The organism is Exiguobacterium sp. s150, from assembly GCF_018618435.1.
GTDB lineage: Bacteria > Bacillota > Bacilli > Exiguobacteriales > Exiguobacteriaceae > Exiguobacterium > Exiguobacterium alkaliphilum.
In genome coordinates, this window is record NZ_JACSMC010000038.1 from 1 (window position 1) to 24,055 (window position 24,055).

At 49.8% G+C, this 24,055-nt stretch carries 24 protein-coding genes; 12 read left to right on the forward strand and 12 right to left on the reverse strand.

Annotation, left to right across the window (positions count from 1 at the left end; genetic code table 11):
* Nucleotides 1-252: 252 nt before the first annotated feature.
* The gene (locus tag KNP76_RS15970) at nucleotides 253-375 is read left to right on the forward strand and encodes a hypothetical protein (RefSeq protein ID WP_256440956.1); all 123 of its coding nucleotides are present in this window, start codon (nucleotides 253-255) and stop codon (nucleotides 373-375) included.
* 46 nt (nucleotides 376-421) lie between these two features.
* Here the strand turns inward: KNP76_RS15970 and KNP76_RS13920 are convergent, their stop codons facing one another.
* A complete protein-coding gene (locus KNP76_RS13920; RefSeq protein WP_214844869.1) occupies nucleotides 422-973 on the reverse strand; it encodes a histidine phosphatase family protein in 552 nt (183 codons plus the stop codon).
* 111 nt (nucleotides 974-1,084) lie between these two features.
* On the opposite strand from KNP76_RS13920, the gene KNP76_RS13925 reads away from it, so the two are divergent.
* Entirely contained in the window at nucleotides 1,085-3,964 is a 2,880-nt protein-coding gene (locus KNP76_RS13925; RefSeq protein WP_034806298.1) for a DEAD/DEAH box helicase, read from the forward strand.
* A 22-nt stretch (nucleotides 3,965-3,986) separates the two neighbouring features.
* Here KNP76_RS13925 and KNP76_RS13930 read toward each other — a convergent pair whose 3' ends face one another.
* Nucleotides 3,987-4,397, reverse strand: a complete 411-nt coding sequence (locus tag KNP76_RS13930; protein WP_034806301.1) for a (deoxy)nucleoside triphosphate pyrophosphohydrolase — start codon at nucleotides 4,395-4,397, stop codon at nucleotides 3,987-3,989.
* Between the two features lie 223 nt (nucleotides 4,398-4,620).
* Between KNP76_RS13930 and mqo the strand changes: the two genes are divergently transcribed.
* A complete protein-coding gene (gene mqo, locus KNP76_RS13935) occupies nucleotides 4,621-6,120 on the forward strand; it encodes a malate dehydrogenase (quinone) (protein ID WP_034806304.1) in 1,500 nt (499 codons plus the stop codon).
* A gap of 88 nt (nucleotides 6,121-6,208) precedes the next feature.
* On the opposite strand, the gene KNP76_RS13940 is transcribed toward mqo, so the two are convergent.
* Together KNP76_RS13940 and KNP76_RS13945 are read right to left on the reverse strand one after the other, a co-directional pair.
* Nucleotides 6,209-6,733 (reverse strand): CarD family transcriptional regulator, encoded by a 525-nt coding sequence (locus KNP76_RS13940; RefSeq protein ID WP_081825769.1) that lies wholly within the window; start codon nucleotides 6,731-6,733, stop codon nucleotides 6,209-6,211.
* 106 nt (nucleotides 6,734-6,839) lie between these two features.
* Nucleotides 6,840-7,271, reverse strand: coding sequence for a MarR family winged helix-turn-helix transcriptional regulator (locus KNP76_RS13945; protein ID WP_214844870.1), 432 nt, complete (start codon nucleotides 7,269-7,271; stop codon nucleotides 6,840-6,842).
* A gap of 129 nt (nucleotides 7,272-7,400) precedes the next feature.
* On the opposite strand from KNP76_RS13945, the gene KNP76_RS13950 reads away from it, so the two are divergent.
* On the forward strand, nucleotides 7,401-8,144 hold the full coding sequence (locus tag KNP76_RS13950) for a hypothetical protein (RefSeq protein ID WP_051622466.1): 744 nt from the start codon (nucleotides 7,401-7,403) through the stop codon (nucleotides 8,142-8,144).
* Between the two features lie 44 nt (nucleotides 8,145-8,188).
* Here KNP76_RS13950 and KNP76_RS13955 read toward each other — a convergent pair whose 3' ends face one another.
* Nucleotides 8,189-9,973 (reverse strand): SLC13 family permease, encoded by a 1,785-nt coding sequence (locus KNP76_RS13955; protein ID WP_214844871.1) that lies wholly within the window; start codon nucleotides 9,971-9,973, stop codon nucleotides 8,189-8,191.
* A gap of 174 nt (nucleotides 9,974-10,147) precedes the next feature.
* Here KNP76_RS13955 and KNP76_RS13960 point away from each other — a divergent pair, with 174 nt between their 5' ends.
* The 3 genes from KNP76_RS13960 to KNP76_RS13970 are packed head-to-tail and all read left to right on the forward strand — an operon-like array spanning nucleotide 10,148 to nucleotide 12,393.
* Entirely contained in the window at nucleotides 10,148-10,894 is a 747-nt protein-coding gene (locus tag KNP76_RS13960) for a methionine ABC transporter ATP-binding protein (RefSeq protein ID WP_214844872.1), read from the forward strand.
* Nucleotides 10,887-11,549, forward strand: coding sequence for a methionine ABC transporter permease (locus tag KNP76_RS13965; protein ID WP_214844873.1), 663 nt, complete (start codon nucleotides 10,887-10,889; stop codon nucleotides 11,547-11,549). The genes KNP76_RS13960 and KNP76_RS13965 overlap by 8 nt, the downstream gene beginning before the upstream one ends.
* A gap of 25 nt (nucleotides 11,550-11,574) precedes the next feature.
* Nucleotides 11,575-12,393 carry a MetQ/NlpA family ABC transporter substrate-binding protein gene (locus tag KNP76_RS13970; protein WP_214844874.1) on the forward strand — a complete coding sequence of 273 codons (819 nt, stop codon included), beginning with the start codon at nucleotides 11,575-11,577 and terminating at the stop codon, nucleotides 12,391-12,393.
* Nucleotides 12,394-12,430: 37 nt separating this feature from the next.
* Here KNP76_RS13970 and KNP76_RS13975 read toward each other — a convergent pair whose 3' ends face one another.
* Nucleotides 12,431-13,267, reverse strand: coding sequence for an aldo/keto reductase (locus KNP76_RS13975; protein ID WP_214844875.1), 837 nt, complete (start codon nucleotides 13,265-13,267; stop codon nucleotides 12,431-12,433).
* A gap of 142 nt (nucleotides 13,268-13,409) precedes the next feature.
* Between KNP76_RS13975 and KNP76_RS13980 the strand changes: the two genes are divergently transcribed.
* A complete protein-coding gene (locus tag KNP76_RS13980) occupies nucleotides 13,410-13,811 on the forward strand; it encodes a hypothetical protein (protein ID WP_214844876.1) in 402 nt (133 codons plus the stop codon).
* Nucleotides 13,812-13,846: 35 nt separating this feature from the next.
* Here the strand turns inward: KNP76_RS13980 and ahpF are convergent, their stop codons facing one another.
* Both ahpF and ahpC read right to left on the reverse strand, forming a co-directional pair.
* Complete coding sequence (ahpF, locus tag KNP76_RS13985) at nucleotides 13,847-15,370, reverse strand: alkyl hydroperoxide reductase subunit F (protein ID WP_214844877.1); 1,524 nt, start codon at nucleotides 15,368-15,370, stop codon at nucleotides 13,847-13,849.
* A gap of 12 nt (nucleotides 15,371-15,382) precedes the next feature.
* Nucleotides 15,383-15,946 carry an alkyl hydroperoxide reductase subunit C gene (gene ahpC / locus KNP76_RS13990; RefSeq protein ID WP_114165035.1) on the reverse strand — a complete coding sequence of 188 codons (564 nt, stop codon included), beginning with the start codon at nucleotides 15,944-15,946 and terminating at the stop codon, nucleotides 15,383-15,385.
* Between the two features lie 314 nt (nucleotides 15,947-16,260).
* Between ahpC and KNP76_RS13995 the strand changes: the two genes are divergently transcribed.
* Nucleotides 16,261-16,956, forward strand: coding sequence for a BglII/BstYI family type II restriction endonuclease (locus KNP76_RS13995; protein ID WP_371816256.1), 696 nt, complete (start codon nucleotides 16,261-16,263; stop codon nucleotides 16,954-16,956).
* Nucleotides 16,957-16,969: 13 nt separating this feature from the next.
* Here KNP76_RS13995 and KNP76_RS14000 read toward each other — a convergent pair whose 3' ends face one another.
* Both KNP76_RS14000 and KNP76_RS14005 read right to left on the reverse strand, forming a co-directional pair.
* Nucleotides 16,970-17,416: a very short patch repair endonuclease gene (locus tag KNP76_RS14000; RefSeq protein WP_034803600.1), complete on the reverse strand. Its 447-nt coding sequence runs from the start codon at nucleotides 17,414-17,416 to the stop codon at nucleotides 16,970-16,972.
* A gap of 54 nt (nucleotides 17,417-17,470) precedes the next feature.
* Nucleotides 17,471-18,841, reverse strand: a complete 1,371-nt coding sequence (locus KNP76_RS14005; RefSeq protein WP_214844879.1) for a Sau3AI family type II restriction endonuclease — start codon at nucleotides 18,839-18,841, stop codon at nucleotides 17,471-17,473.
* A gap of 142 nt (nucleotides 18,842-18,983) precedes the next feature.
* Here KNP76_RS14005 and dcm point away from each other — a divergent pair, with 142 nt between their 5' ends.
* Entirely contained in the window at nucleotides 18,984-20,318 is a 1,335-nt protein-coding gene (dcm, locus tag KNP76_RS14010; RefSeq protein ID WP_214840839.1) for a DNA (cytosine-5-)-methyltransferase, read from the forward strand.
* A 58-nt stretch (nucleotides 20,319-20,376) separates the two neighbouring features.
* On the opposite strand, the gene htpG is transcribed toward dcm, so the two are convergent.
* Entirely contained in the window at nucleotides 20,377-22,245 is a 1,869-nt protein-coding gene (htpG, locus tag KNP76_RS14015; protein ID WP_214844880.1) for a molecular chaperone HtpG, read from the reverse strand.
* A gap of 280 nt (nucleotides 22,246-22,525) precedes the next feature.
* On the opposite strand from htpG, the gene KNP76_RS14020 reads away from it, so the two are divergent.
* On the forward strand, nucleotides 22,526-22,663 hold the full coding sequence (locus KNP76_RS14020; RefSeq protein ID WP_211780188.1) for a VOC family protein: 138 nt from the start codon (nucleotides 22,526-22,528) through the stop codon (nucleotides 22,661-22,663).
* A 57-nt stretch (nucleotides 22,664-22,720) separates the two neighbouring features.
* Here the strand turns inward: KNP76_RS14020 and KNP76_RS14025 are convergent, their stop codons facing one another.
* Nucleotides 22,721-23,347, reverse strand: a complete 627-nt coding sequence (locus KNP76_RS14025) for a TetR/AcrR family transcriptional regulator (RefSeq protein WP_211780187.1) — start codon at nucleotides 23,345-23,347, stop codon at nucleotides 22,721-22,723.
* Nucleotides 23,348-23,509: 162 nt separating this feature from the next.
* On the opposite strand from KNP76_RS14025, the gene KNP76_RS14030 reads away from it, so the two are divergent.
* Nucleotides 23,510-24,028: an immunity protein Imm33 domain-containing protein gene (locus tag KNP76_RS14030; protein WP_214844881.1), complete on the forward strand. Its 519-nt coding sequence runs from the start codon at nucleotides 23,510-23,512 to the stop codon at nucleotides 24,026-24,028.
* Nucleotides 24,029-24,055: the final 27 nt, after the last annotated feature.

Genomic DNA, 24,055 nt, shown 5'->3' on the forward strand with positions numbered 1-24,055 from the left:
TAGTCAATCAGCCTGAGAACCTATATGGTCTGTCTCAGGAGGGGTGATGGCACACCCTCATCTGAAGGTTTGAGCAAAACAGAAATGGATTGCGCTCGCACAAGCACTTCAGAATCCCACTCATCCCGAAGGGTGAGCTTGCGGCTTTAGCCGTGGGAGTGTCAAACCGAACAGTTCGTGAAACGTTGTGATCGCGACATCACGAATTTCATCATCATCGGCTATACGTCAGATTAGAAGATTGCCGAGAATTTGAAAGCGAAAATCGAGGCGGAGACAGACTTTGATGGGGAGAGTTACCTCATGCAGATGGGTGTCTCGGTCGGGACGCACGTCGGGCTCGGCGCCATCTCGATGTTCTTCGTGGAAAAGTAAGATGCGCAAGCCGTCTCAGTCGAGGCGGCTTTTTCTGTGGATAACGTTATCCACAGGCAGGAACGGTCCAGACGCGTTCGACCGACCAAGAGTTATCCACAACTTTGAGGCGATAGACGTCGGGATTACTGAGTGTGCGCCACGTGTCGAAGTCGAAGCGGTTATCCACATGTTGGAGGAGGAGCGCGAGCAGATTGCCATGCGTCACGAGGACGGTCGTGCCGTTTACGTCGTCGAGTGAATCGATGACACTCAAAATCCGCTCCGTCGCATCTTGACCTGACTCGGCACCGGGTAAGGCGAATGAGGCATCCTCGAACGAGTGACGGAGCAAGTCAAACCAATCGTCACGCGGCTCAAGCGAGAGGATGCGTTCCCGCAACTTCGGCTCCGTCTCGATGGTCAGTTGCTTGGATACGGCGAGCGGTGCGATCGAAGCGATGGCTCGCGTGTAGTCGCTCGAGATGATGCGATTGATGGGAATGTTTTGAAAGAAGTCAGCGAGGGCGAGCGCTTGTCGGTCACCGGCCTCGGTGAGGGGGGCGTCCGGTGCTTGGCCGGTGGCGGAGCAATGGCGGATGAGATAGATTGTAGACATGAAGTTCCTCCTTGATCATTTTTGTGCAGAAGATAATAATGAAATATATGTAAAATAAAATCTTGGTATTGAAATTATTTGAATTTAGTATAAATCATGTTGGAGGTATGTATGACCCATTTCACAGAACAACTTAAAAATTCGTTAGAAAAGGGATTTATTGATAAGCATCATCATCATGTGAGTCCCTTTAAACCTGAACTTTTAATGAATGAAAAACATAAGCGACAAGATGTACTTACTTCACTTCTAGACGAATTGAAAGGATGTCAATCATTCTTAATCTCGGTTGCATTTATTACGGAAGCTGGCTTAGCTACGTTAAAATCTACGCTTTCCGACTTACATGACAAAGGTATCCGTGGAAAAATCATGACTTCAACGTACCAATACTTCAATCAACCTAAAGTCTTTAAAGAACTATTAAAACTGAAAAATGTAGATATCCGCATTTCAAAAGTTGAGGCCTTCCACTCTAAGGGATACATTTTTCAACACGAAGAGTACTACTCATTAATTGTTGGAAGTTCTAATTTGACGTCTGGAGCGTTAAAGACAAATTACGAGTGGAATCTGAAGTTGACCTCTCACGAGAATGGAGAAATTGTCGGGCACTTCCTCGATCAGTTTGAAGAAATGTGGAATGTTTCAGTTCCGTTGACACTTGAATGGATTTCAGCTTACGAACGTTCGTATCGTCCAGTCTTTGGAGAACGTGTAGCTGAGTTTCCAGACTCGTATGGAGTAAATCGATTAAAAGAAGCATTACAAGTAGAACCGAATTCGATGCAACTAGCAGCTTTAAGTGGAATTGAGGCCGTTCGTGCGCACGGAAATACAAGAGCGCTTGTCGTATCAGCGACGGGCACCGGAAAAACATATTTAGCCGCGTTTGACGTTCGTCGTTATCGACCGAAGCGAATGCTATTCGTAGTGCATCGCGAACAGATTTTGCAAAAAGCAAAGAATGATTTTCATCGAGTCATTGGTGGGGATGAAGCTGATTTTGGTATCCTTTCAGGTTCGAGTCGAGCAATGGGGGCTAGATATGTCTTTGCAACGATCCAAACAATTTCTAAACAAGAAACATTAGATCAGTTTGACCGAGGCACATTTGACTACGTATTGATTGATGAGAGTCACCGAGCAGGAGCGGTTACATACCAACGAATTATAGAACATTTTAAACCACAATTTTTATTAGGAATGACAGCAACTCCTGAACGTTCAGACGGATATGATTTATTTAAGTTGTTTAATTACAACATTGCATATGAGATTCGGTTACAAGAAGCGCTTGAAGAAGATATGTTATGCCCGTTTCACTATTTTGGAGTGACAGATCTTGAAGTGAGTGGAAATCAAGTTGAATTTGATGTATTCACTCAGCTCGTGTCAGAGGAACGTGTAGAACGAATTATCGAGAAGATTGATTACTATGGTTTTTCTGGAGAGCGTTTATGTGGTTTGATGTTCTGTAGTTCAAAACGAGAAGCGAAACGACTTTCTGAGGAATTGAATCATCGAGGTTTTCGGACATGTGCTTTAACGGGGGATGATTCGCAAGAAAAGAGACGAGTTGAAGTGACTAATTTGGAAGAGGGTCGTCTAGATTACATTTTAACAGTTGATATATTCAACGAAGGAATTGATATTCCAAGCATTAATCAAGTCGTCATGTTGCGACAGACAGAATCAAGCATTATTTTTATTCAACAACTAGGACGAGGATTAAGAAAACACAGCTCAAAACAATACGTGACCGTTATCGATTTCATCGCTAACTACAAAAATAACTATTTGATTCCAATCGCTTTATCCGGAGACCGCTCTCAAAACAAAGATTCGATTCGGAGAAAAGTAATTGATCGTAGCTATATTTCTGGCACGTCGACCATTAACTTTGAAGCCATCGCAAAAGAACGAATTTACGAATCGATTAATCAAGCAAAACTAACTGACTTAAAGGTTTTAAAAGAAGCCTATCACAATTTAAAAAACCGTTTAGGACGACCTCCGATGTTAAGCGATTTTGTGGCACATTATTCAATGGATCCCATTGTTATTGGAACAAAGAAGGGTCATTACGGTGCCTTTTTAAATATAGTGGAGCACGATCTTCCTGACCTTTCTTCCGCGCACTCAAAAGTTCTGTTGATGGTGACTCAAGAGTTATTGTCAGGAAAACGAGTACATGAAGTGTTGTTAATGGAACTTCTGTTGGAGCAAGAAAGTTTAAGCAAAGAGGACTTTATTTATCGCTTGCGTGAGCAGGGAATAAGAAGTGATAAAGCTACCATTCAATCTTTAGAAAACGTACTATCACTAAACTTTTTTAAAGACGCGGATCAATTAAAATATGGAGGGCATTCCCTAATTTCTTGGGAAAATGAAGAGTATAGATTTTCATCTCATATGCAGTTTTTATTAAAAGATGAATGGTTCACTCAACTGTTTAATGATGTGTTAACAGCTTCCTTAGCTAGAGGTCAACGATATGATCAGACAAAACCATTAACGAGACTTGAAAAATATACGAGGAAAGACGCTTGTCGCTTACTAAATTGGGACAAAGAAGAACAGTCAACGATGTATGGCTATAAGATTAAGCATCAAACATGTCCAATCTTTGTAACTTACCATAAAGGCGAAGATGTGGAGGCCAGTGTGAATTATGGCGATGCGTTTATTAATCCTGAAGTATTTCATTGGTACACACGAAGCAGAAGAACAACTAAATCGGAGGAAGTACAAAAGATTATAAAATCGAAGGAAAGAAACATCGATATTCATCTTTTTGTGAAAAAAGATGACGATGAAGGTGGAGACTTCTACTATTTAGGAGAAGTTACACCGGATCTTGAATCCGTACGAGATACGACTATGATGAGTCAAGACAGACAAGAATTGTCTGTTGTTACGATGAATCTACTTCTCCAAGAACGTGTTGATCAACAAATCTACGACTACTTACACGAACAGACACATTAATGAAAGCCGAGTACGTGTAAACTCACGTCTCGGCTTTCGTTTTTTGGTTGATGACATCATTGACCGCTGGGATGTCTGCAGGAGCCCAAACAAGTGAATGCAAGTTTTCACGTTTCAGCCAAATTAACGCATCGTGTTCTGTCGCAACAGGCGTTCCTGATTGCAACTCGGCACGCAATGAAATCAATTGAATGATGAACGTGTCATATTCATGTACATGTTCATTAATCACTTCGTGCGCTTTGATTTCACATGCTAATTCTTCGAAAATCTCGCGTTTAAGTGCTTCTTGCAAATTTTCGCCGTCTTCAACTTTTCCACCAGGAAACTCCCACATGTTCGGGATCAACATATTTGTTGAGCGAAGGGCGCAAAGGATTTCTTTATTTTGATTTTCAATCACCGCTGCCACAACTTTTACCGTCTTTTTCATCAAATCGCCCCACTCTATTTATTCTTCAATTACGTCAATCATATCATTCCTATTCGTCATGTAGAATTAAGCAGGAATCAAATTAAAGAATTCCGTACTTAACTCTTATCATTCATCACAAAAGCGTTATAATCAGTATAACGATTATAAACGGGACTGCCGATGAATGGGGATTTAAACGGCGGTCTCCCGCACAAATTCAGGGGAGAAGGATGGGGTTTTCATGAGCAGTGTCCAAAAGAAAACAGACGTCATTTTGATTGGTGCAGGAGTGATGAGCGCGACGCTCGGGTCGCTCTTTAAAGAGCTTATACCGGAGTGGGAAATCAAAGTGTTCGAGAAGCTCGAAAGTGCAGGGGAAGAGAGTTCGAATGAATGGAACAACGCCGGGACGGGCCACGCTGCCCTTTGCGAGTTGAACTATACGACCGAGAAGCCGGACGGCACGCTCGACATCGCAAAAGCGATCAGCGTCAATGAACAGTTCCAAATTTCGCGTCAGTTTTGGGCGCATCTCGTCAACAAAGGACTGATTCAACAACCGGAAGACTTCATCCGCTCGATTCCACATATGAGCATGGTGCAAGGCGAGAAAGATATCCGCTTCTTGAAAAAACGTTTGGAAGCGCTAACAAATAATCCGTTGTTCGAAGGGATGGTCTTATCGGACGATCCGGAACAGCTTCGTGACTGGATGCCGATCGTCATGGAAGGACGTCCCGTCGACGAGCCGATCGCAGCGACGAAAATCGATACGGGGACAGACGTCAACTTCGGCGCGCTCACGCGCATGCTGTTCGATCATTTGACGGACCAAGGTGTCGAGGTCAACTACAAGCATAGCGTTGAGGACGTCAAGCGGCTCACGAACGGGCTCTGGGAAGTGAAAGTGAAGGACATCGCGTCGAACACGATCGAGACACATACGGCCCCGTTCCTCTTTATCGGTGGTGGCGGCGGTAGCTTGCACCTCCTTCAAAAGACGGGTATTCCGGAATCGAAGCATATCGGCGGCTTCCCGGTGAGCGGTTTGTTCCTCGTCTGTAAGAACCGTGACGTCATCGAGCAACACCACGCGAAAGTATACGGCAAGGCGAAGGTCGGCGCACCGCCGATGTCGGTACCGCACCTTGATACGCGTTACATCAACAATCAAAAAGAGCTGTTGTTTGGACCGTTCGCCGGTTTCACGCCGAAGTTTTTGAAGAAGGGATCGAACCTCGACCTGATTCAATCGGTCAAGCCGTATAATCTCATGACGATGCTCGCGGCTGGGGCGAAAGAGATGCCGCTCACGAAATATTTGATCGAGCAGGTGCTCTTGTCGCACAACAAACGAATGGACGAGCTCCGCGAGTTCATCCCGACCGCGAAGAACGAGGACTGGGAGATCGTCGTCGCCGGACAGCGTGTCCAAGTCATTAAAGACACACCACAAGGCAAAGGGACGCTACAGTTCGGCACGGAAGTCGTCAGCGCCGAAGACGGATCGGTCGCGGCACTCCTCGGCGCGTCACCGGGCGCGTCGACGGCCGTTCACGTCATGTTGAAAGTGCTCGAACAGTGCTTCCCGACACGTATGCCGGAATGGGAGCCGAAAATCAAAGAGATGGTGCCGTCTTACGGCGTCTCGCTCTCGGAGCATCCGGAGCTGTTCAAGACGATTCACGAATCGACGGCGATGGCGCTCGGTTTGAAAGAGAAAGGCGTCGTCCACAATTAAATGAGCAAAAGCGAGAATACGAAAAGATTCTCGCTTTTTCTTTTACATTTTCAAATAAAAAAAGACCGCTTCGCACGGAAGGGTCCAATCAAACGGAAGCGATGGCTTCTTCGCTTAAATACGAGGCAATCTGTTGTTCGATTTCAGTTTCTGACTGCTTGAGCGCGAGCGACAACTCTTTGACGAGAATCGTTTTAGCGTTCTCTAAGATTTTACGGTCTTGCTCGTACAGTTTCTTGTTCAACAAATCGGCCTCTGCCTTCCGACGTGCCAGTGTGTTGATTACTTGTGCAATCTCTTGGCGATTGCCCGAATGGACGACGTTCAAAAATTCACGGTTCCGGTTGTTCGGGTGGGGATTCCACTCGACGCCAGGGGAACGAAACGACTCGAGAATCGATTTTGCCTCCGTCGCTTCAAGAAGCGTCAACATCATCACTTTGTCGCTGTCGACCGGGATGCTGATTTGAAGCTTCTGCGTGTTGTTGATTGGATGAAGCGTGTAGTACGACTTGGTCTCACCTGCGATTGTCTTATCGGAAATGTCGTCGATTTGACAGACGCCGTGGGTCGAATAAATCATTAAATCACCTTTTTTGAACAAATCGATCACCTCTCCCTTTCATCAAGTATAGTAGTTCATGATGTAAAATGTCAACTCGGTTGACATTTAGAGGAAGATGTGGTCCGTGAAAAAAAGACCCTTTCCGTTGAAGGGTCTACAGTTTCCAATCGGCTTGAAGCAACGTCTGCAGTTGTTGGAACGCCTCGTCACCAAGGGCGTTGGCGATGTCTCGCTCGAGGCTCGCCTTGAGCGCCTCGTTTTGTTCGTAACACGTCACGCCGAGCGCGGTCAGTTCGATGCATTTATCTTTTCGGCTCGTCGGATGGTCGGTCACGAGGACGAGCCCTTTCGTGTCCAAGTTTTTAATGAGTTTATGGATGGCCTGGCGGGAGACGTGGACGCCTCGTGTCACCTCGGCGATGGTCGGTTTCTTTTGATAAATCCGGGCGAGCACGTACCATTCCGAGTTCGAGATATAGATGTCGTGCTTGTCGTTCCAAGCCTGCTCGCTGATGCGTCGGATTTGATCGTGGCGTGAGGCGAGCAAATCAAGCAGCCGGGTCGAGCTCGTTTCGTTTGGAGTCAAAATGGCACTCCTCCATTCGTTTTTGTCGTTCCTAACTATACAAAAGCAAGGCGTAAGCGTCAAACTGAGGCGACGGTCGGCGTTTCAATACAGTCACTATTGAGAACAGACAATAAAGGAGGAATGACCATGCCGATGAGAACCGACCACTTTCAAGCCTATAAACAAAAGATTCTCGATTTGGCGGACTTAGAAGAAGCGACGTTGAAGAGTGAGACGTTCTTGTTCGAAGCAGACCCGGTCAAACCGCTCGAGATTTATTACGCGCCGTTCGAATACGTCAATCCGGATGCGAAAGTCGTCATCGCCGGCATCACGCCGGGCCTGTACCAGATGCGTCAGTCGTTCGAGGCGATTCGTGATTTGGCAAATGCCCCGGAGGAGGAGGCGCTCCGGTCCGTCAAACAACGAGGGAGTTTCTCAGGGCCGATTCGAAAAAACTTGGTGACGATGCTCGACGACTTGGACTTACATCGTCACCTCGGCATCGAGACGACGCTCGACTTGTTCGGGCCTGCGAACCACCTCGTCCAAAACACGGCCGTCTTGCCGTACCCGGTGTTCTATAAAGGGAAAAACTATAATGGGGCGAGCCCGGACCTGTTGAAGACGGATTTGTTCGGCTCCTATATCGACGGGATGTTCGCGGACGAGATGGCTTTACTGAAAGACGCGCTGATCTTGCCGATGGGTATCAACGTGCGCCGCGCCGTCGAGACGCTCGTCGACCGCGATCTGATTGATCCAGCGCGTGTCGTGAGCGGGTTTCCGCACCCTTCCGGTGGGAACGGACACCGGCATCGCATCTTTGCTGAGAATCGGGAGGCGATGCGCGCCCACATTGCCGAACACTTCAAACGTCATCCGATTTAAGCGCATCAAAAAAGGAAGAATCTGCGGATTCCTCCTTTTTTGTGTTACATGAACAATACGTACACCATCAGTACCGAGACGACGAGGAAAAGTAGGCTCATGATGCCGCCGGCTTTCATATAGTCGGCGTTCCGATAACCACCGGGTCCCATGATGAAGGCGTTCACTTGGTGCGTCGGCAAGATGAACGAGTTCGAGGCCGAGACGGCGACGAGAAGGGCGAGTCCGATTGGGTCCATGCTGAACGTGTCGGCCATCATGAGGACGAGTGGGACGAGCAAGACCGTTGCGGCGACGTTCGACATAAAGAGCGAAAAGAACATCGTGATGAGCCCGATGATGAACAAGATGGCGAGAGTGCTCCATCCTCCGACGAGGTTGACGATGGCGTTCGCCGTATAGGCGGCCGCTCCGCTCTTCTCGAATGCCGTACCGAGCGGGATGAGCCCGGCGAGCAAGAAGACGGTCTTCCAATCGATTGCCGGATAAATCTCTTCTTTCGGGATGACGCCGAGCAAGATCATGAGCAAGGCGCCGGTGAAAAAGCTGAGCGACAGTGGAAAGCCCATGAAGACGAGTCCGAGTGAGACGACGATTGCGAACAGTGCCGGCTTTTTCTTGTTTTGTTGTGGTGCGAGTTCGGGTGCTTTCACGTCACTGAGCACCGCGACTTCGCGACCGTTACGAAGGTTGATTAAATCTTGCCAACGACCGTAGACGATGAGCTGCATCCCGGCTTCAAACGGGACGTCCTCAAGTGCCGTCTTCGTTCCGTCGTTGCCGACGACGGCGAGCGGTTCGAGCCGGAAGTTTTTCCGGAAGCCGATGTCGCGAAGCGTCTTGCCGATGAACGGCGATGTCGGTGGGATGATAATTTCGGCGAAGCCGCTCTCATCTTCGTTCTCAAGCGAGGCGAAGTGTTCGAGCTCGGGCTTAATGTTCACACCATAATCGTCTGCGAACCGCTCCACCGCGTCCTTCGTCCCAAGAACAGCGAGCGTCTGCCCTTCGGCGAGGTGCGTTTTCCGCCATGGGCCATAGACGTGACTCACATCTTCACGAAGGGCGAGGATGTTGAGACCGTACGTCGACCAAATATCGAGTTGTTCAATCGTCGAGCCGGTAAGCCGGGCGTTGACGTCGAACTCATGGATGTCGGTCGTCAAGTTGTGCGTCTCTTGCATGAACGAGGCGCTCGTCGCTAGCTTCTCACCTGAAGCTTTCGGTAAGACGAGATTTCCCGCGAAATAAAAATATAGAATTCCCGTCGCAAGCAAGGCGAGCCCGATTGGCGTGACGGCGAACAAGTTCAAGGCGTCAAATCCCGACTCGGTCAACAAGTCGTTCAAGATGATAAGCGGACCCGAGGCGACCATTGTCAGCGTCCCACCGAGGATGGCGGCGAAGCCCATCGGCATGATCAGTTTCGAGGCCGGGATGTTCGCATTCTTGCTGATGCGTTTCAGCGCCGGCAAGAATAGAGCAGCCGCACCGATGTTTTGCATGAACGCCGAGATGAGGCCGACGGTCGTCGACGTCGTTGCCATCACGTTCTTTTCTTTGACGTCGACACGTTTCGTGATGAAGCCCGCGACGACGGACATGATACCGGAGCGTTCAACGCCATATCCGATTAACATGACCCCAATCACCGAGATGACCGCGTTCGAGGCGAATCCAGAAAACGCCTCGTTCGCCGTGATGACGCCGGTCCACGGCAAGATGACCATAATTAAGACGGCGACGAGGTCGGTCCGGAGCTTGTCGGTCACAAACAGGAAAATCGCCAGCGCCAGGACGGCGAAGGTCAATCCGATTTCAATTGTCATTTTTATATACCCCCTATGGTATTATCTGTTTTCATTATAGAGGCCGAGGTGGGCGATTGGGAAGTGAAATGTTCTGAAGCCGATTGGATGGAGCGGAAGAACTGACATTTGTCCTTTACTTCGCTAAAATGGGGTACGGGTATCACACAGATCTCATGAGGAAAGGGACAGTCGATGATTACGTTAACGAATGTACGCAAACAGTTTGGACGCGATATAGCTGTAAAGGACGTCTCGCTCCACGTCGACCGTGGGGAAATCTACGGCATTATCGGGGCGAGCGGTGCCGGTAAGTCGACGGTGCTCCGGCTCATGAACTTGCTCGAGACGCCGGACAGCGGCACGGTCGAGATTGACGGGTCCGTGCTGACCTCGCTCTCGACACGGCAGCTTCGCGAAAAGCGACACGTCATCGGGATGATCTTTCAGCAGTTCAACCTCGTCGCCAATAAGACCGTCTATGACAACGTCGTCGCACCACTCAAGCTAGCCGGTCGACCGAGAGCGACGCACAAGGAACGGGTGCTCGAATGTCTCCGTTTCGTCGGGCTCGAATCGTTCAAGGACAAGTATCCGGCCCAACTGAGCGGGGGACAGAAGCAACGCGTCGCCATCGCGCGGGCGCTCGCGAACGAACCGCACGTCTTGTTATGTGATGAGCCGACGTCGTCGCTCGACCCGAATACGACGGCTGAAGTGCTCGGCGTGTTAAAGTCGATTAACGAGCGGCTCGGCGTCACCATCGTCATCGTGACACATGAGATGGACGTCATCAAACAAGTGTGCGACCGCGTGACCGTCATGACGGACGGTTCGGTGTATGAGACGATTGATGTCATTCCGAGTGGGGTCGCAGACATCGACGACAATCCGTCCTGGTTCGTCGATCAACTGAAGAAGGCAGGTGAACCACATGCCTGAGGTGCTCCTGCAATATCAGACCGAGATTTGGCAATCGATCGGCGAGACGTTCATCATGGTCGGCGTCTCGATTCTCGCGGCCGTCCTCCTCGGCCTGCCGCTCGGGACGTGGCTCTACTTGTCACGAAAAGGGCAACTGCTCGAAAATCGGGCCGTCTTCTCCGTGCTCAACTTGATCGTCAATATCGTCCGCTCGTTCCCGTTCCTGTTACTCGTCGTGTTTTTGATTCCATTTACGCGGCTCATCATCGGAACGGCTATCGGGACGGCGGCGGCAACCGTGCCGCTCGCCATCATCGCCATCGCCCATTACTCGCGCCTCGTCGAGCAATCGCTCTTAGACGTCCCGCGCGGCGTCGTCGAGGCGGCGGTATCGATGGGGGCGTCCATCAAAGACGTCATCTTCAAGTTCTTATTCGTCGAGGCCCGTTCCGGTCTCGTCCTCGGGCTGACGACGTCCATCATCAGCTTCATTTCGTACTCGACCATCATGGGGGTGGTCGGGGGCGGCGGCATCGGTGACTTCGCCATCCGCTACGGCTATCAACAGTTCAAGACGGAGCTCATGATGTACATGATTCTCATCATGCTCCTCTTCGTCCAGATGATTCAGTTCACCGGTACGACCGTGGCCCGTCTCATCGACAAACGCTAATCAAACACAGAAAGAAGGAAAACCAATGAAAAAATTAATGGCCCTCTTCGCTTCACTCACGCTCGTCCTCGCAGCGTGTGGGAACGATTCAGAAACGAACACGACGGAAGCCCCGTCGAACGAGCCGCAGACGCTCAAAGTCGCATCGCTCATCCCACCGATGACGGATATGCTTGAAATCGCGAAAGAGCAACTCGCAGAAGACAACATCGAGCTCGAAATCGTCGTCCTCGGTGACAACGTCCAACCGAACACGGCGCTCGCGGCGAAAGAAGTCGATGCGAACTTCTTCCAACACGTCCCGTACATGGAAGAGTTCAACCGCAGCAATGATGCTAACCTCGTCCCAATCGAACCGATTTACTTCGCCAACTACGGTGTCTACTCGAAAAAGTATGACAACATGGACGACATCCCGGAAGGCGCGACGATTGCCATCGCGAACGACGTGTCGAACATCGACCGTTCGCTCTCATTGCTCGCGCAACACGATGTGATCAAGCTCGGTGAGAAAAACGGTTCGTATTACACGCAAGCCGATATTACGGAAAATCCGAAGAACCTCAAGTTCGAGGAAGTCGATTTGCTCATGCTCGCGCGCGCGTATGACGACGTCGATGCAGTCCTCATGACGCCGGCCTACGCGGCACCGCTCGGTTTGACGCCGAAGACGGACGCCCTCTTGACGGAAGGTGTCGATAACGACTTCGCGATCACACTCGTCGCCCGTGAGGACAATCAAGACGACGAAGCGATTCAGAAGCTCGGCGAGGCACTCACAAGTGACGAAGTCCGTGCCTTCTTAGAAGAGAACTACGACGAAACGGCGATTCCTGCGTTTTGACGACAAAAAGATTGAGCCCGTCGCGGCTCAATCTTTTTTAGTACTCTTCATATTCTCTCGGGTCTTGATTATCGATACGTCCATCCGGTTTTGTCAGCGCGTTGAGCCTCTCCATCTCGCCCTCGGTCAATTCGAAGTTGAAGACGTCGAGATTCTCTTTTTGGTGCATCTCGCTCGACGAACGCGGGAGTGGGATGACACCGAGTTGGACGTGCCAGCGCAAGATGACTTGCGACACGGTCTTCCCTTTTTGTCGTGCGAGCTCGGTGATCGTCTCGTCATGGATGACAGTGCGGGCGCGACTGAGTGGGCTCCACGCTTCGGTTATGATGCCGCGCTCTTTGTCAGCCTGACGCTGCTCCACTTGGGAGAAGTATGGGTGGAGCTCGATTTGGTTGATGACCGGTGTCTCACCCGTCTCCTCAATCAAACGGTCGAGATGCTCGGGCATAAAGTTCGAGACGCCGATGGAGCGGATCCACCCGTTCTCTTTCGCTTGGATAAGGGCACGCCACGCCTCGACGTATTTGTCTTGTTTCGGGTTCGGCCAATGCAACAAGAACAAGTCCCAATAGTCGAGATTCGCCCGGTAGAGCGACTCACGAATCATCTCGAGCGCATCGTCGTAGTCGAAGTATTGGGCGCGAAGCTTGGACGTCAAAAACAGTTGCTCGCGCGGGATGCCGGATTGCCGGACGGCTTCGCCAACCGTTCCTTCATTGTCATAGCGAATTGCCGAATCGATGAGACGATAGCCGTTGCGAATGGCGCTCGTGATGGCGTCGACGCCCGGTTCACCTCGTAAATAAACGGTGCCGAGCCCGATTGCCGGAATCTCGTAGCCGTCATGTAGTTTGATTGTTGGGATGTTCATAAAATGCCTCCTCATTCAAAATCCGTTCTCTTGTCCGATATTCCACTTTCCCGGGGAATCAAACGTTTGAATCGGTTGGAGTAAACCAAAATGAAGTTGCTAATTTTCCTGTTTTTGGGATAATCATAGAGAGGTGATGGGGATGAAGTGGTGGTGGATCAGCGGATTAATTTTGACGATTGCGTTACTTTATGTAAATGACATCTGGTATGGAAATGCAGCGACGTTTTGGGTGCCGATTAGTTGGATGGTTTCAATCTTGATTTTATTGAGAGTGACGTATCCGAAACGTAAATGGTGGTCTGCGTTCGTGGCTGTCTTTTTGGTCGGTGCGACGATTGTCTTATCGATTCCGACTTACTCGGTCGCTGCGGCACAACAAGAGCTGTCTACGGCGTATGGAAACGTCACGTATACAGAAAGTGTGCGCACGGAAGGGGACGAGTTGAACCCGTTCATTTCAAATGTCGCCTATGTCTTTAAAACAGAAGCGGGACAAAAGTTGTTGTTCATCCCGGACTCTGGAAAATCATTCGAAATCTAAAAAATGCGTCCTCAGGTTCGAGGACGCATTTTACATTAGTTGCGAATCATATAATCGAAAGCACCGAGTGCGGCCGTCGCACCAGAGCCCATCGAGATGATGATCTGTTTGTAGGCGCTGTTCGTGCAGTCACCTGCTGCGAACACACCTGGGACGTTCGTCGCGCCGTGACGGTCGACGACGATCTCACCGAAGTTGTTGCGTTCGACCGAGTCGAGCCAGTCCGTGTTCGGAACGAGGCCGATTTGGACGAAGACGCCTTCGAGTTCGACGTGATGTGTCTCATTCGTCTCACGAGACAAGTACGAGATGCCGTTCACTTTGTCCGTACCCGTGATTTCTGTCGTCTGAGCGTTCGTGACGACGGTCACGTTCGGGAGGCTGTGGAGACGGTCTTGAAGCACTTGGTCAGCTTTGAGTTCGGCAGCGAACTCGAGCACCGTCACGTGTTTGACGACTCCAGCGAGGTCGATGGCTGCTTCAATCCCAGAGTTACCGCCACCGATGACCGCGACGCGCTTGCCTTCGAAGAGCGGGCCATCACAGTGCGGGCAGTAGGCGACACCTTTGTTTTTGAACTCGGCTTCACCTGGTACGTTGACGTTGCGCCAGCGTGCACCAGTCGACAGGATGACGCTCTTACTCTTCAAGACGGCACCGTTCTCAAGTTCGACTTCGACGAGGTCAGTTTTCTCAAGACGCTTCGCGCGCTGGAGGTTCATGACGTCGATGCCGTATTCTTTCACGTGCTCTTCCAAGCTCGCGACGAGTTTCGGGCCTTCCGTGTAAGATGTGCCGATGAAGTTCTCAATCCCCATCGTGTCCATCACTTGACCACCAAAGCGTTCCGCGACGATGCCGGTCCGGATGCCTTTACGAGCCGCGTAAACCGCTGCGCTCGCACCGGCTGGGCCGCCACCGATGACGAGGACGTCATACGGGTCTTTGTTTTCAAACGCCGAAGCGTCAGGACCAGTTCCGAGTTTCGCCAAAATCTCTTCAAGTGACATGCGTCCGTTGCCGAACGCCTCACCGTTCAAGAAGACGGTCGGGACAGCCATGATCTCTTTCGCTTCCACTTCTGCCTTGAACGCGCCACCGTCGATCATCGTGTGTGAGATGTTCGGGTTGAGGACGCTCATGACGTTGAGTGCCTGGACGACGTCCGGGCAGTTGTGGCAGCTGAGGCTGATATACGATTCGAAGTGGTACGTGCCTTGAATATTTTGAATCTGTTTGATCGCATCCGCGTCTACTTTCGGTGCCCGGCCGCTCACTTGGAGCAACGCGAGGACGAGTGACGTGAACTCATGACCGAGCGGAATCCCTGCGAAGACAATCCCAGTCTCTTCAGACGGACGGCTCACGCTGAAGCTCGGTGTGCGTTCGAGCGTGACATGCTCGAACGAGATGCGTGACGACATGCTCGCGAGTTCATTCACGAGGTCGAGCATCTCTTTAGAGACCGCGTCGTCTCCAGCGCTGACACGGAGGACGACGTCGCCCTCCATGAGCTGGAGATATTGGTCCAACTGTTGTTTAATATCTGCTTCTAACATGAAATCCGCTCCTTACAACTTGCCGACGAGGTCGAGGCTCGGGCGAAGTGTTGCAGATCCTTCTTCCCATTTCGCCGGGCAAACTTCGCCTGGGTTGTTGCGGACGTATTGTGCCGCTTTAATTTTGTTGACGAGCGTGCTTGCGTCACGGCCGATACCGTCTGCGTTGATTTCAACTGTTTGGATGACGCCGTCTGGGTCGATGATGAACGTACCGCGGTCAGCAAGGCCATCTTCTTCGTTCAAGACGTCGAAGTTACGTGAGATCGTGTGTGATGGGTCACCGATCATGATGTACTCGATTTTGCCGATTTTCTCTGATGTTTCGTGCCATGCTTTGTGCGTGAAGTGTGTGTCAGTCGATACTGAGTAGACTTCGACGCCGAGGTTTTTGAGTGTCGCGTATTCGTTTTGAAGGTCTTCAAGTTCAGTTGGGCAGACGAATGTGAAGTCAGCCGGGTAGAAGCAAACGACGCTCCATTGACCTTTGAAGTCGTTGTCCGATACTTCGAGGAATTCACCTGTTTGGAATGCTTGTGCTTTGAAAGGTAAGATTTCTTTGCCGATTAATGACATGGGGTATGTCCTCCTTGGTTTTTTACTCTAGTGGACTTTTTGTCTCTACTAGAATAATTATAATGTAATACTAACTTCATATAACCGACCAAAAATGTCAAGGCGTTTGCATGTCTGGAAAAATGTTGATACATCAACGTTTTATCTTTGAAACGCTCTATGTAAGGAAAGAAAACGATTACAAAATAAGTGTGATTTTGTTTTCAATCATGTATCCTGATAAAGTGATTAGGAGTGATGAGATTTTGAATTAATTGAAGAAACAGCAATGATTCTCGTCATAAAGTACATCATTATCAATTACAGACAAAAGGGTGAGACAGTTGAACTATCGAATTCATTCACACCGTTTCGGGGAGACGATACTTAAAAATGATGAGGAATTCACAGAGATTTGGAGAGAAATCCACGACATCATACATTCCATAAGTGATGACGACATCATTCAAAAATTCGAAGAGAAGTATGCGGACAAGAACAAAAGTCTATCTTCAACCTTGAATGATTTATTCAAATCGGAGTTTTCTAAGAGAGGCTGGGCCAGCGAAAGTCCGATTTTCCAAGATTGCGATTATTCAGAGAACGTGTGGCGCCTTGATTTCGCTAAAGAGAATATCTCGCTGGAAGTAGGTTTCAATCATTCGGGAACGATTGCATGGAATCTGTTGAAACCGGTTATTGCGAGCGAGTTGAATCATGTCGAGAAGGCAATTCAAACACGGATTGGTGTGATTATTTGTGCGACCCAACGACTTCAGCGTGCCGGAAACTTCGATAACGCTATCGGGACGTATGAGAAGTATGTCCATCATTTAAAGCCGTTGAACACGCAGTTGACTGTACCAATCGTCATCATCGGGCTTGAAGCGCCCGACACGTTCAAAATCGTCGAGTACTTGAATGAAGGTGGCAAAAAAAGAGGCCGTGTAGAAGGAATCTACACGAACCTGTTGATTGATGATACGACGGAAACGTTTGATGAACCATTGTTTGACGAGGATTTAGATTAACGAGTGAGGGTTGTCATCCGCTCCGTCTATGACGGTTGACCTTGGCCATGTCGACGAAATGGGTGATGGTATGAATCACGTGGTCGAAGTCCTCATTGACCTGATGCTCCCAAAACCGAAGGATGATCCATCCCTCCTCGACGTAGTGTCGTGTGACGTCGGCATCCCGTTCGATGTTACGTCCAATCTTTTGTCGCCAAAACTCGGCGTTCGTCTTCGGGATTTTAAAGTGAAGGGGGCAGCCATGCCAATAGCAGGAGTCCAAAAAGACGACGACACGGAGTCCGGGAAACGAGATGTCTGGTGTCCCATACAGCTTCCGATTGTTCTTCCGATATCGATATCCGGCAGCCCAAAGTGCTTTTCGGACCTTCACTTCCATTTTGGTATCCTTGCCACGATTCCCGCTCATCGTCTTGAAGACGGCTGGACTCGATGCTTTCGGTACATTTCTGGCCATACCTTCACCTCCCTCCAGTAAGAGGATTCCACTTGAGGGAGGGAAATACTCATGTTAAGCGTCTAGAATCTGCTGGATATAGTTTTTGTCTAACCAGAACGATTGCTTGGTAATCCACTGACCGTCTGGGAGTTTCACTTTATCTTTCCCATCTAAAGCTTTCGAGCGTACGTGAGCGACTCGGTTGAACGTCGGACCAGGAAGGTTGTTTTTGACACCACGTTTCACAGGTGTCAGTTGAACGCCCGCACGGACCACCCGCTGGGCCTCACACCACATCGATTTCAATTCGCCGTCGACTGTTCCAAGCGGCATGTTCCACAGGCGTATCCCTTCGAAACGAGGGATACGTTTTTGTTTGGGAACGTAGTCCTCGTCATATCGGAAGACAAGGAAGAGGTATTTCTGTTCGGCGAACGTGTCGTACAAGTCGGATTCTTCCCAATCGTCTTGAGACAAGGCGTCGAAATCGACTTTTCCGAATGACATGTGCTCTCGGATTTTGCCGTCAGGCTCTCGGGCAATCGTCTTGAACTTGATGTTCGCTTTCGCAAACTCTTCGATGCTCGACAAGTTGGTCTTTCTGACTCCTAAAAGTTTTGCCATGACTCGCGGAATCATCGCTTTATTGCTCGGGTTATATGGGATGCTCGTCTCCTCGCATAATTCGAGTACCGTCTTCCCGTAATGAGGCGCGAGTCTTGCCTCGAGGAGTTCTTCAATCGACATTTCTTTCAGTTCACCATGGTTGGCGATTGACTCCATCAATTCTGGGGTCAAGTACTGACGGACGAGCCCTGACATATAAGAAGCTTTGAGAGAAAAGGCACGTGGCTTTGCCGGTTGTTCTGAGAACGGTTGGCTGCGAACGACCGAACCATTTGCTCCTTTCGTGCAGGCCGATAAGTACATCGTATCGGCCTCGGAAATCAAATGGGCCTCTCCACGTTTGATTTTTGCGACAATCGTCTCCCAGTCTTGGCGCATCACGTCCAAGTCTTCCTCTGAGAACTCGTTCAAGAATGCTTTGTAGATACGGTAGTCGTCGATAGGGATGTTCGGCTCATATTGATAAAGCATGATAAGCATGCTCGTGGCTTTGGATAAGAAGCTCGACGTCTCGAACGAATACTCGTGCTCGTTATGATAATCAATCATGTTCAAGACGAGCCGCTCTTTCGATGAATATGTACCGTTCTTGTTTTTCTTGAAAGGGGTGACCTTCAACTCGATGCCGAGTTCCTCGAAATCAGGCCGTGCGTCCGAGTTAATTTGGTAGCCGAAATGGCTCTCTTCGATGATGTGCCCGAGGGAACCTTTCGAGCGGACATTTTTGATGCGCCCGGTCGTGTCGATTTCTCCGAACGTCTTTCCTTCGGCCTCTCTTGCCTTATCCATCAATTCTTGAAGCGTTTCGTACCGCAAAATAACTCCTCCTACAGTTTACATATATAACCATTATAGCGTACCGCTTGATCGAATTCATCGTTCGTGATACACTATTTCCATTGAGTCGAAATTAAAAATAGAGTAAATTTAAGATAGAAAATGCGAAAGGGTGTTCCCGTTGATTAAAGTAGTTGAGTTATTTGCTGGTGTAGGAGGTTTCCGCATCGCACTTGAAGGGATTAAAGACGTGAATGCCGAGCCTACATCGGACAAATTCGATGTGGTTTGGGGCAATCAATGGGAACCGGCGACGAAGAGCCAGCCGGCCTTTGATTGCTACGCAGAACGGTTCAAGGGACGTGGGGTTCATTCGAACGAAGATATCGCCCTCTCTTGGATGGAGGCAGGCCCGCATCATCTGTTAGTAGGCGGGTTTCCTTGCCAAGACTACAGCGTGTCGCGCAGCCTAAAGAACGAGCAAGGGATTCAAGGGAAAAAGGGTGTCTTGTTTTGGGAAATCATGAACATCATCGAACAAGAGAGACCGCCTTACGTGTTGCTCGAGAACGTCGATCGACTCATGAAGTCGCCGGCCAAGCAACGGGGACGTGACTTCAGTGTCATGCTTCGTGCGTTTGCCGACCAAGGCTATACGGTCGAGTGGCGTGTCGTCAATGCGGCCGACTACGGGTTCGCGCAACGCCGCCGTCGCATCTTCATCTTTGCGACCCGTAACGATTTGAATCACTCAGTGCGGGCGCACAAGGCCGATCCTGAGACGTGGCTTCTCGAGTCAGGCTTCTTTGCACCAACGTTCCCGGTCCATGAACTGACGAGTGAGAAACATCCAGGCTCGCAGTTCGAACTGCCGAAAGACATCGTCGAAATCTCCGACACGTTCTCGGCCACATACCGGAACGCGGGTGTCATGTCGGGCGACCAGGTGACGACGCTCGAGACGTTACCGAAACGCGAAGCGCCGAAGACGCTCGGTGATGTGGTCCAAGAGGTATATGAGCAGTTCGGTCCTGCGCCGGAGCAGTATTATTTGGACACCGAGACGATTAAAAAATCTGGTCGAACCGAGCAGGAAGAGTTGGCTTACTTGAAAGGGCCGAAGAAAATCGAGCGGACCTCGGCGAGCGGTCACGTGTATGTGTATGCGGAAGGCGGCATGTCATATCCGGACTCGCTCGACCTTCCTGGCCGCACCATGTTGACGAGTGAAGGCACATGCAATCGCTCGAGCCATGTCATCGAAGATCCACAGACGAAGAAGCTTCGTTACTTGCGCCCTGAGGAGTGCGAGGGGCTGAACGGATTCCCTTATGGATGGACGGGTACGATGACGGACCGCAAGCGTTACTTCACGATGGGAAACGCCCTCGTCGTCGGGTTGATTGAGCGGATGAGCCATCGAATCGCAGAAGTCCATGAGCAAGAGGACAATAAAGATATCTTGCAAGAAGCGATTCAGATGCAGCTTTTAGGAACGTACAATAACTTTAAATAAACAAAATAAGGCCCCTATCTGGAGAATCAAACCCTTCCTGATAGAGGCTTTTTTTGTTTTATTCTGCCATTAACGCGCACACCGCGTTCGAATAGGCGACCGGATCTTCAATCGGTAGTCCTTCGATAAGGAGCGCTTGCTGATAGAGGAGATCCGTATACTTTTTCGCTTTCGCTTCGTCTTCCTTATAGACGCGCTGTAACGTCTGGAAGATGGCGTGGTCGGCGTTCACTTCGAGCACTTTCTCCGCTTTCATGCCGCCACCGTTCGGCATCGCGTTCAAAATCTTCTCCATCTCAATCGAAACGTCACCTGCGACCGTCAAGCAGACCGGATGTGACTTGAGTCGTGTTGAGGCGCGCACTTCTTTGACGCGGTCGCCAAGCTCTTGTTTCATGAAGGCGAACAAGTCCTTGTTGTCGTCGTTCAGTGAATTGGCCTCGGCGTCATCGAGACCGAGGTCACCGCTCGCGATTGACTTGAACTCCTTGTCGTCATACGACTGGAGCATCTTGATGGCGAATTCGTCGATTTCTTCTGTGAAGTAGAGAATCTCGAAGCCTTCTTCTTTCAAGCGTTCCGCCTGCGGCAAGAGGTCGATGCGGTGAATCGATTCGCCCGTTGCATAATAGATGTACTTTTGATCGTCTTTCATGCGCGCGACGTACTCGTTGAGCGTGACGAGCTTCTTCTCGTTCGACGAGTGGAACAAGAGCAAGTCTTTCAACTCGTCCTTGGCCGCACCGAACTGGTCGTAGACGCCGAACTTGATTTGACGGCCGAACGACTCGAAGAACTTCTCATAGTCCTCACGCTCGTCGCGGAGCATCTTCTCGAGCATGCCTTTGATTTTCGACTTCACGTTTTTGGCGATGACGCGAAGTTGACGGTCTTGCTGCAGCATCTCCCGGGAAATATTAAGCGACAAATCTTCTGAGTCGACCATCCCTTTCACGAAACCAAAATAGTCCGGAAGCAAATCAGGCGACTTCTCCATGATCAAGACGCCGTTCGAGTACAGCTCGAGCCCTTTCTCGAACTCTTTCGTGTAATAGTCGAACGGGACCGTCGATGGGATGTAGAGGATCGACTGGTAGCGGATCGTGCCGTCGACATTCAAGTGGAGGTGCTTGAGCGGCTCGTCGAAGCCGTAGCGCTTCTCGTGATAGAACGCCTTATAGTCCTCGTCCGAGAGTTCGCTCTTCCGTTTGCGCCAAATCGGCACCATGCTGTTGATTGTCTCTTCTTCGATATAGTCCTCGTATTCTTCCGAGTCGTCTTTTTGACGATGCTTCGTCACATCGAGCTTGATTGGATAGCGGATGAAGTCCGAGTGTTTCTTGATGAGCGAACGAATCTCGTACTCTTCGAGGAACGTCGAGTACGTCTCGTCGTCCGTGTCAGCTTTCACATGTAACGTAATCTCGGTCCCGATGTCGGCCTTATCCGTCGGTTCAATCGTGTAGCCGTCCGTGCCTTCCGATTCCCACAAGTAACCTTGCTCGCTGTCGACCGAGCGGGTGCGCACCGTCACACGGTCCGCGACCATGAACGCCGAGTAGAAGCCGACGCCAAACTGGCCGATGAGGCTATGGTCTTCTTCCATCTTCGTCGCCTGTTTCATCGCGAGCGATCCGCTCTTGGCGATGATGCCGAGGTTCGATTCGAGCTCGTCGGCCGTCATCCCGATTCCGGTGTCACGGATGGTGATCGTGCGTGCGTCTTTGTCGAGCTCGACTTTAATGAAGTAGTCGTCCTTGTTGAAGTCAATTGCCTCGTCCGAGAGGGCACGGTAGTACATCTTGTCGATGGCGTCACTCGCGTTCGAGATGAGCTCACGGAGGAAGATGTCCTTATGCGTATAGATTGAGTGGACCATCAACTCTAAAATTCGTTTCGATTCGGCTTGAAACTGTTTCTTTGTCATGATCGTTCTCCTTTTGTATGTTCGATTTTGGCACTCTATATATAAGAGTGCTAACACTATTGATTATCCTAATTTTTAGAAAGATGTCAACCCGCTTCAAACAAAAGATTGACGTGACGTATGGAAACGTTTATTGTTGAGTACATGCGATGAGCTGGTCTATGTAAGACGGCGGACATTCCTTTTAGGAGCACGTTGTGGAGCGTGGTCCGTCGCGGTAGACTTTCGAGAGCACCTCTAGTGAGAGGTGCTCATTTTTTTGTATATGGGGGGGATTATGATGCAACTACATACCATCCATCACGTGGCGATTATCGCCTCGAACTATAATGAGGCGAAACGGTTCTATGTCGACATCCTCGGGTTCGACGTCATCCGCGAGCATGTTCGGCCGGACAAACGTGACTATAGCGTCTAGGTGTCTAAGAGCTTCGAACGACCATAACAAAAGCCCCTTCACGCGAAGGGGCTTTCGTTATGGCCTTACATAGGACAAGAGCATCTCTCGAAGCACCCGTTGCTGAATGATAGGCTCGATGTCGTCTTCTAAATAGCTGATGTGTGACTTTAAGATGATGTTGTTTCCGAACGTCCCGAACGCGTTGATGATCGTGACGAGAGTCGCCCTCACATCGATGTCGTTTCGGAACGACCCGTCCATCTTGCCTTCTTCAATTAAAGGGTCAAGCGTCTTGATAATCTCACATTGCAAGTCGATGTAGTCGTCGATGTCCGGTAACGGGCTCGCGACGAACGACGCATAGCTTTCAAACGCTTCGCGAAAACGGGAATGGTTCGTCTGTTTCATCTGTTGGTCGAGCATATGGTCGAGCACCGCCGTGAGTCGCGTGTAGGCGTCTCCGGGCGTTGTCGTCAATTGCTTGAACGTCTCAAGTGTCGGGGTCAAGTTGCGCACTGCGGCGGCAACGATCAGTTGGTCTTTTTTAGGGAAATAACGAAACAATGTCGCGACGCCGATTTCAGCTGCGTCCGCGATGTCTTGCATCTGCACCCGTTCAAACCCGTCTTGTAGAAACAAAATCTCGGCTTGTTCGATAATGCGATTTAGACGTTCTTCTTTATTCTGTTGTCGTTTACTCATGAAATCACCTCTTTGTTGTGTAGCTATTATAACGTGTCAAAGCGGTTTCGTTGAGACGTGAATGTGTATGAAGTGGTACTAAAGGATGAAATTCGTTTTGTCTGTCTCGTGTCAGAAAGCCTATACTGACAAGAGAATGATTTCACATTAGGGAGGGATTTGATGAAGTGGTATTTAGACGACGTGCGCGAGATGCATGGGGCTGCACCGTATACGTTTTATATCCCGAGCGAAGAAGTACTCCGTCAATTGAAAGTCGGTGATTTAGTGAAATTGATTTTTACGAACGAACACCCTTCGTCTGATGGATATGGTGGTGAACGCATGTGGGTGAAAATCACAGCCGTTCAATGTAATCAATTTGAGGGTGTGCTCGACAATGAGCCATATTATTTACCGATCGAAGTCGGCACGGAACTTTCATTTGGAATAGAGCACATTTGTCAGACCGAATACGAGGAGCCGGATGGGGAGAAATGGGATTATTACGCTAATACATTTGTAATCGTCAGTGCGGACGTGTTGGAGCGCGAAGAATTTCATTTCATGTTGCGGGACAATCCGAACGGGGAAGGGGATTCAGGTTGGTCTTTCTTGAGCGGATATGAGGATGATGATTATTTAACTAAATCAGGCGAGAATTCTCCCTCCTCTAAGCGTCCGGGGCGAAGCCCAGCGTAGGTGGGAGATGAATCGCCCGTGCTAGCA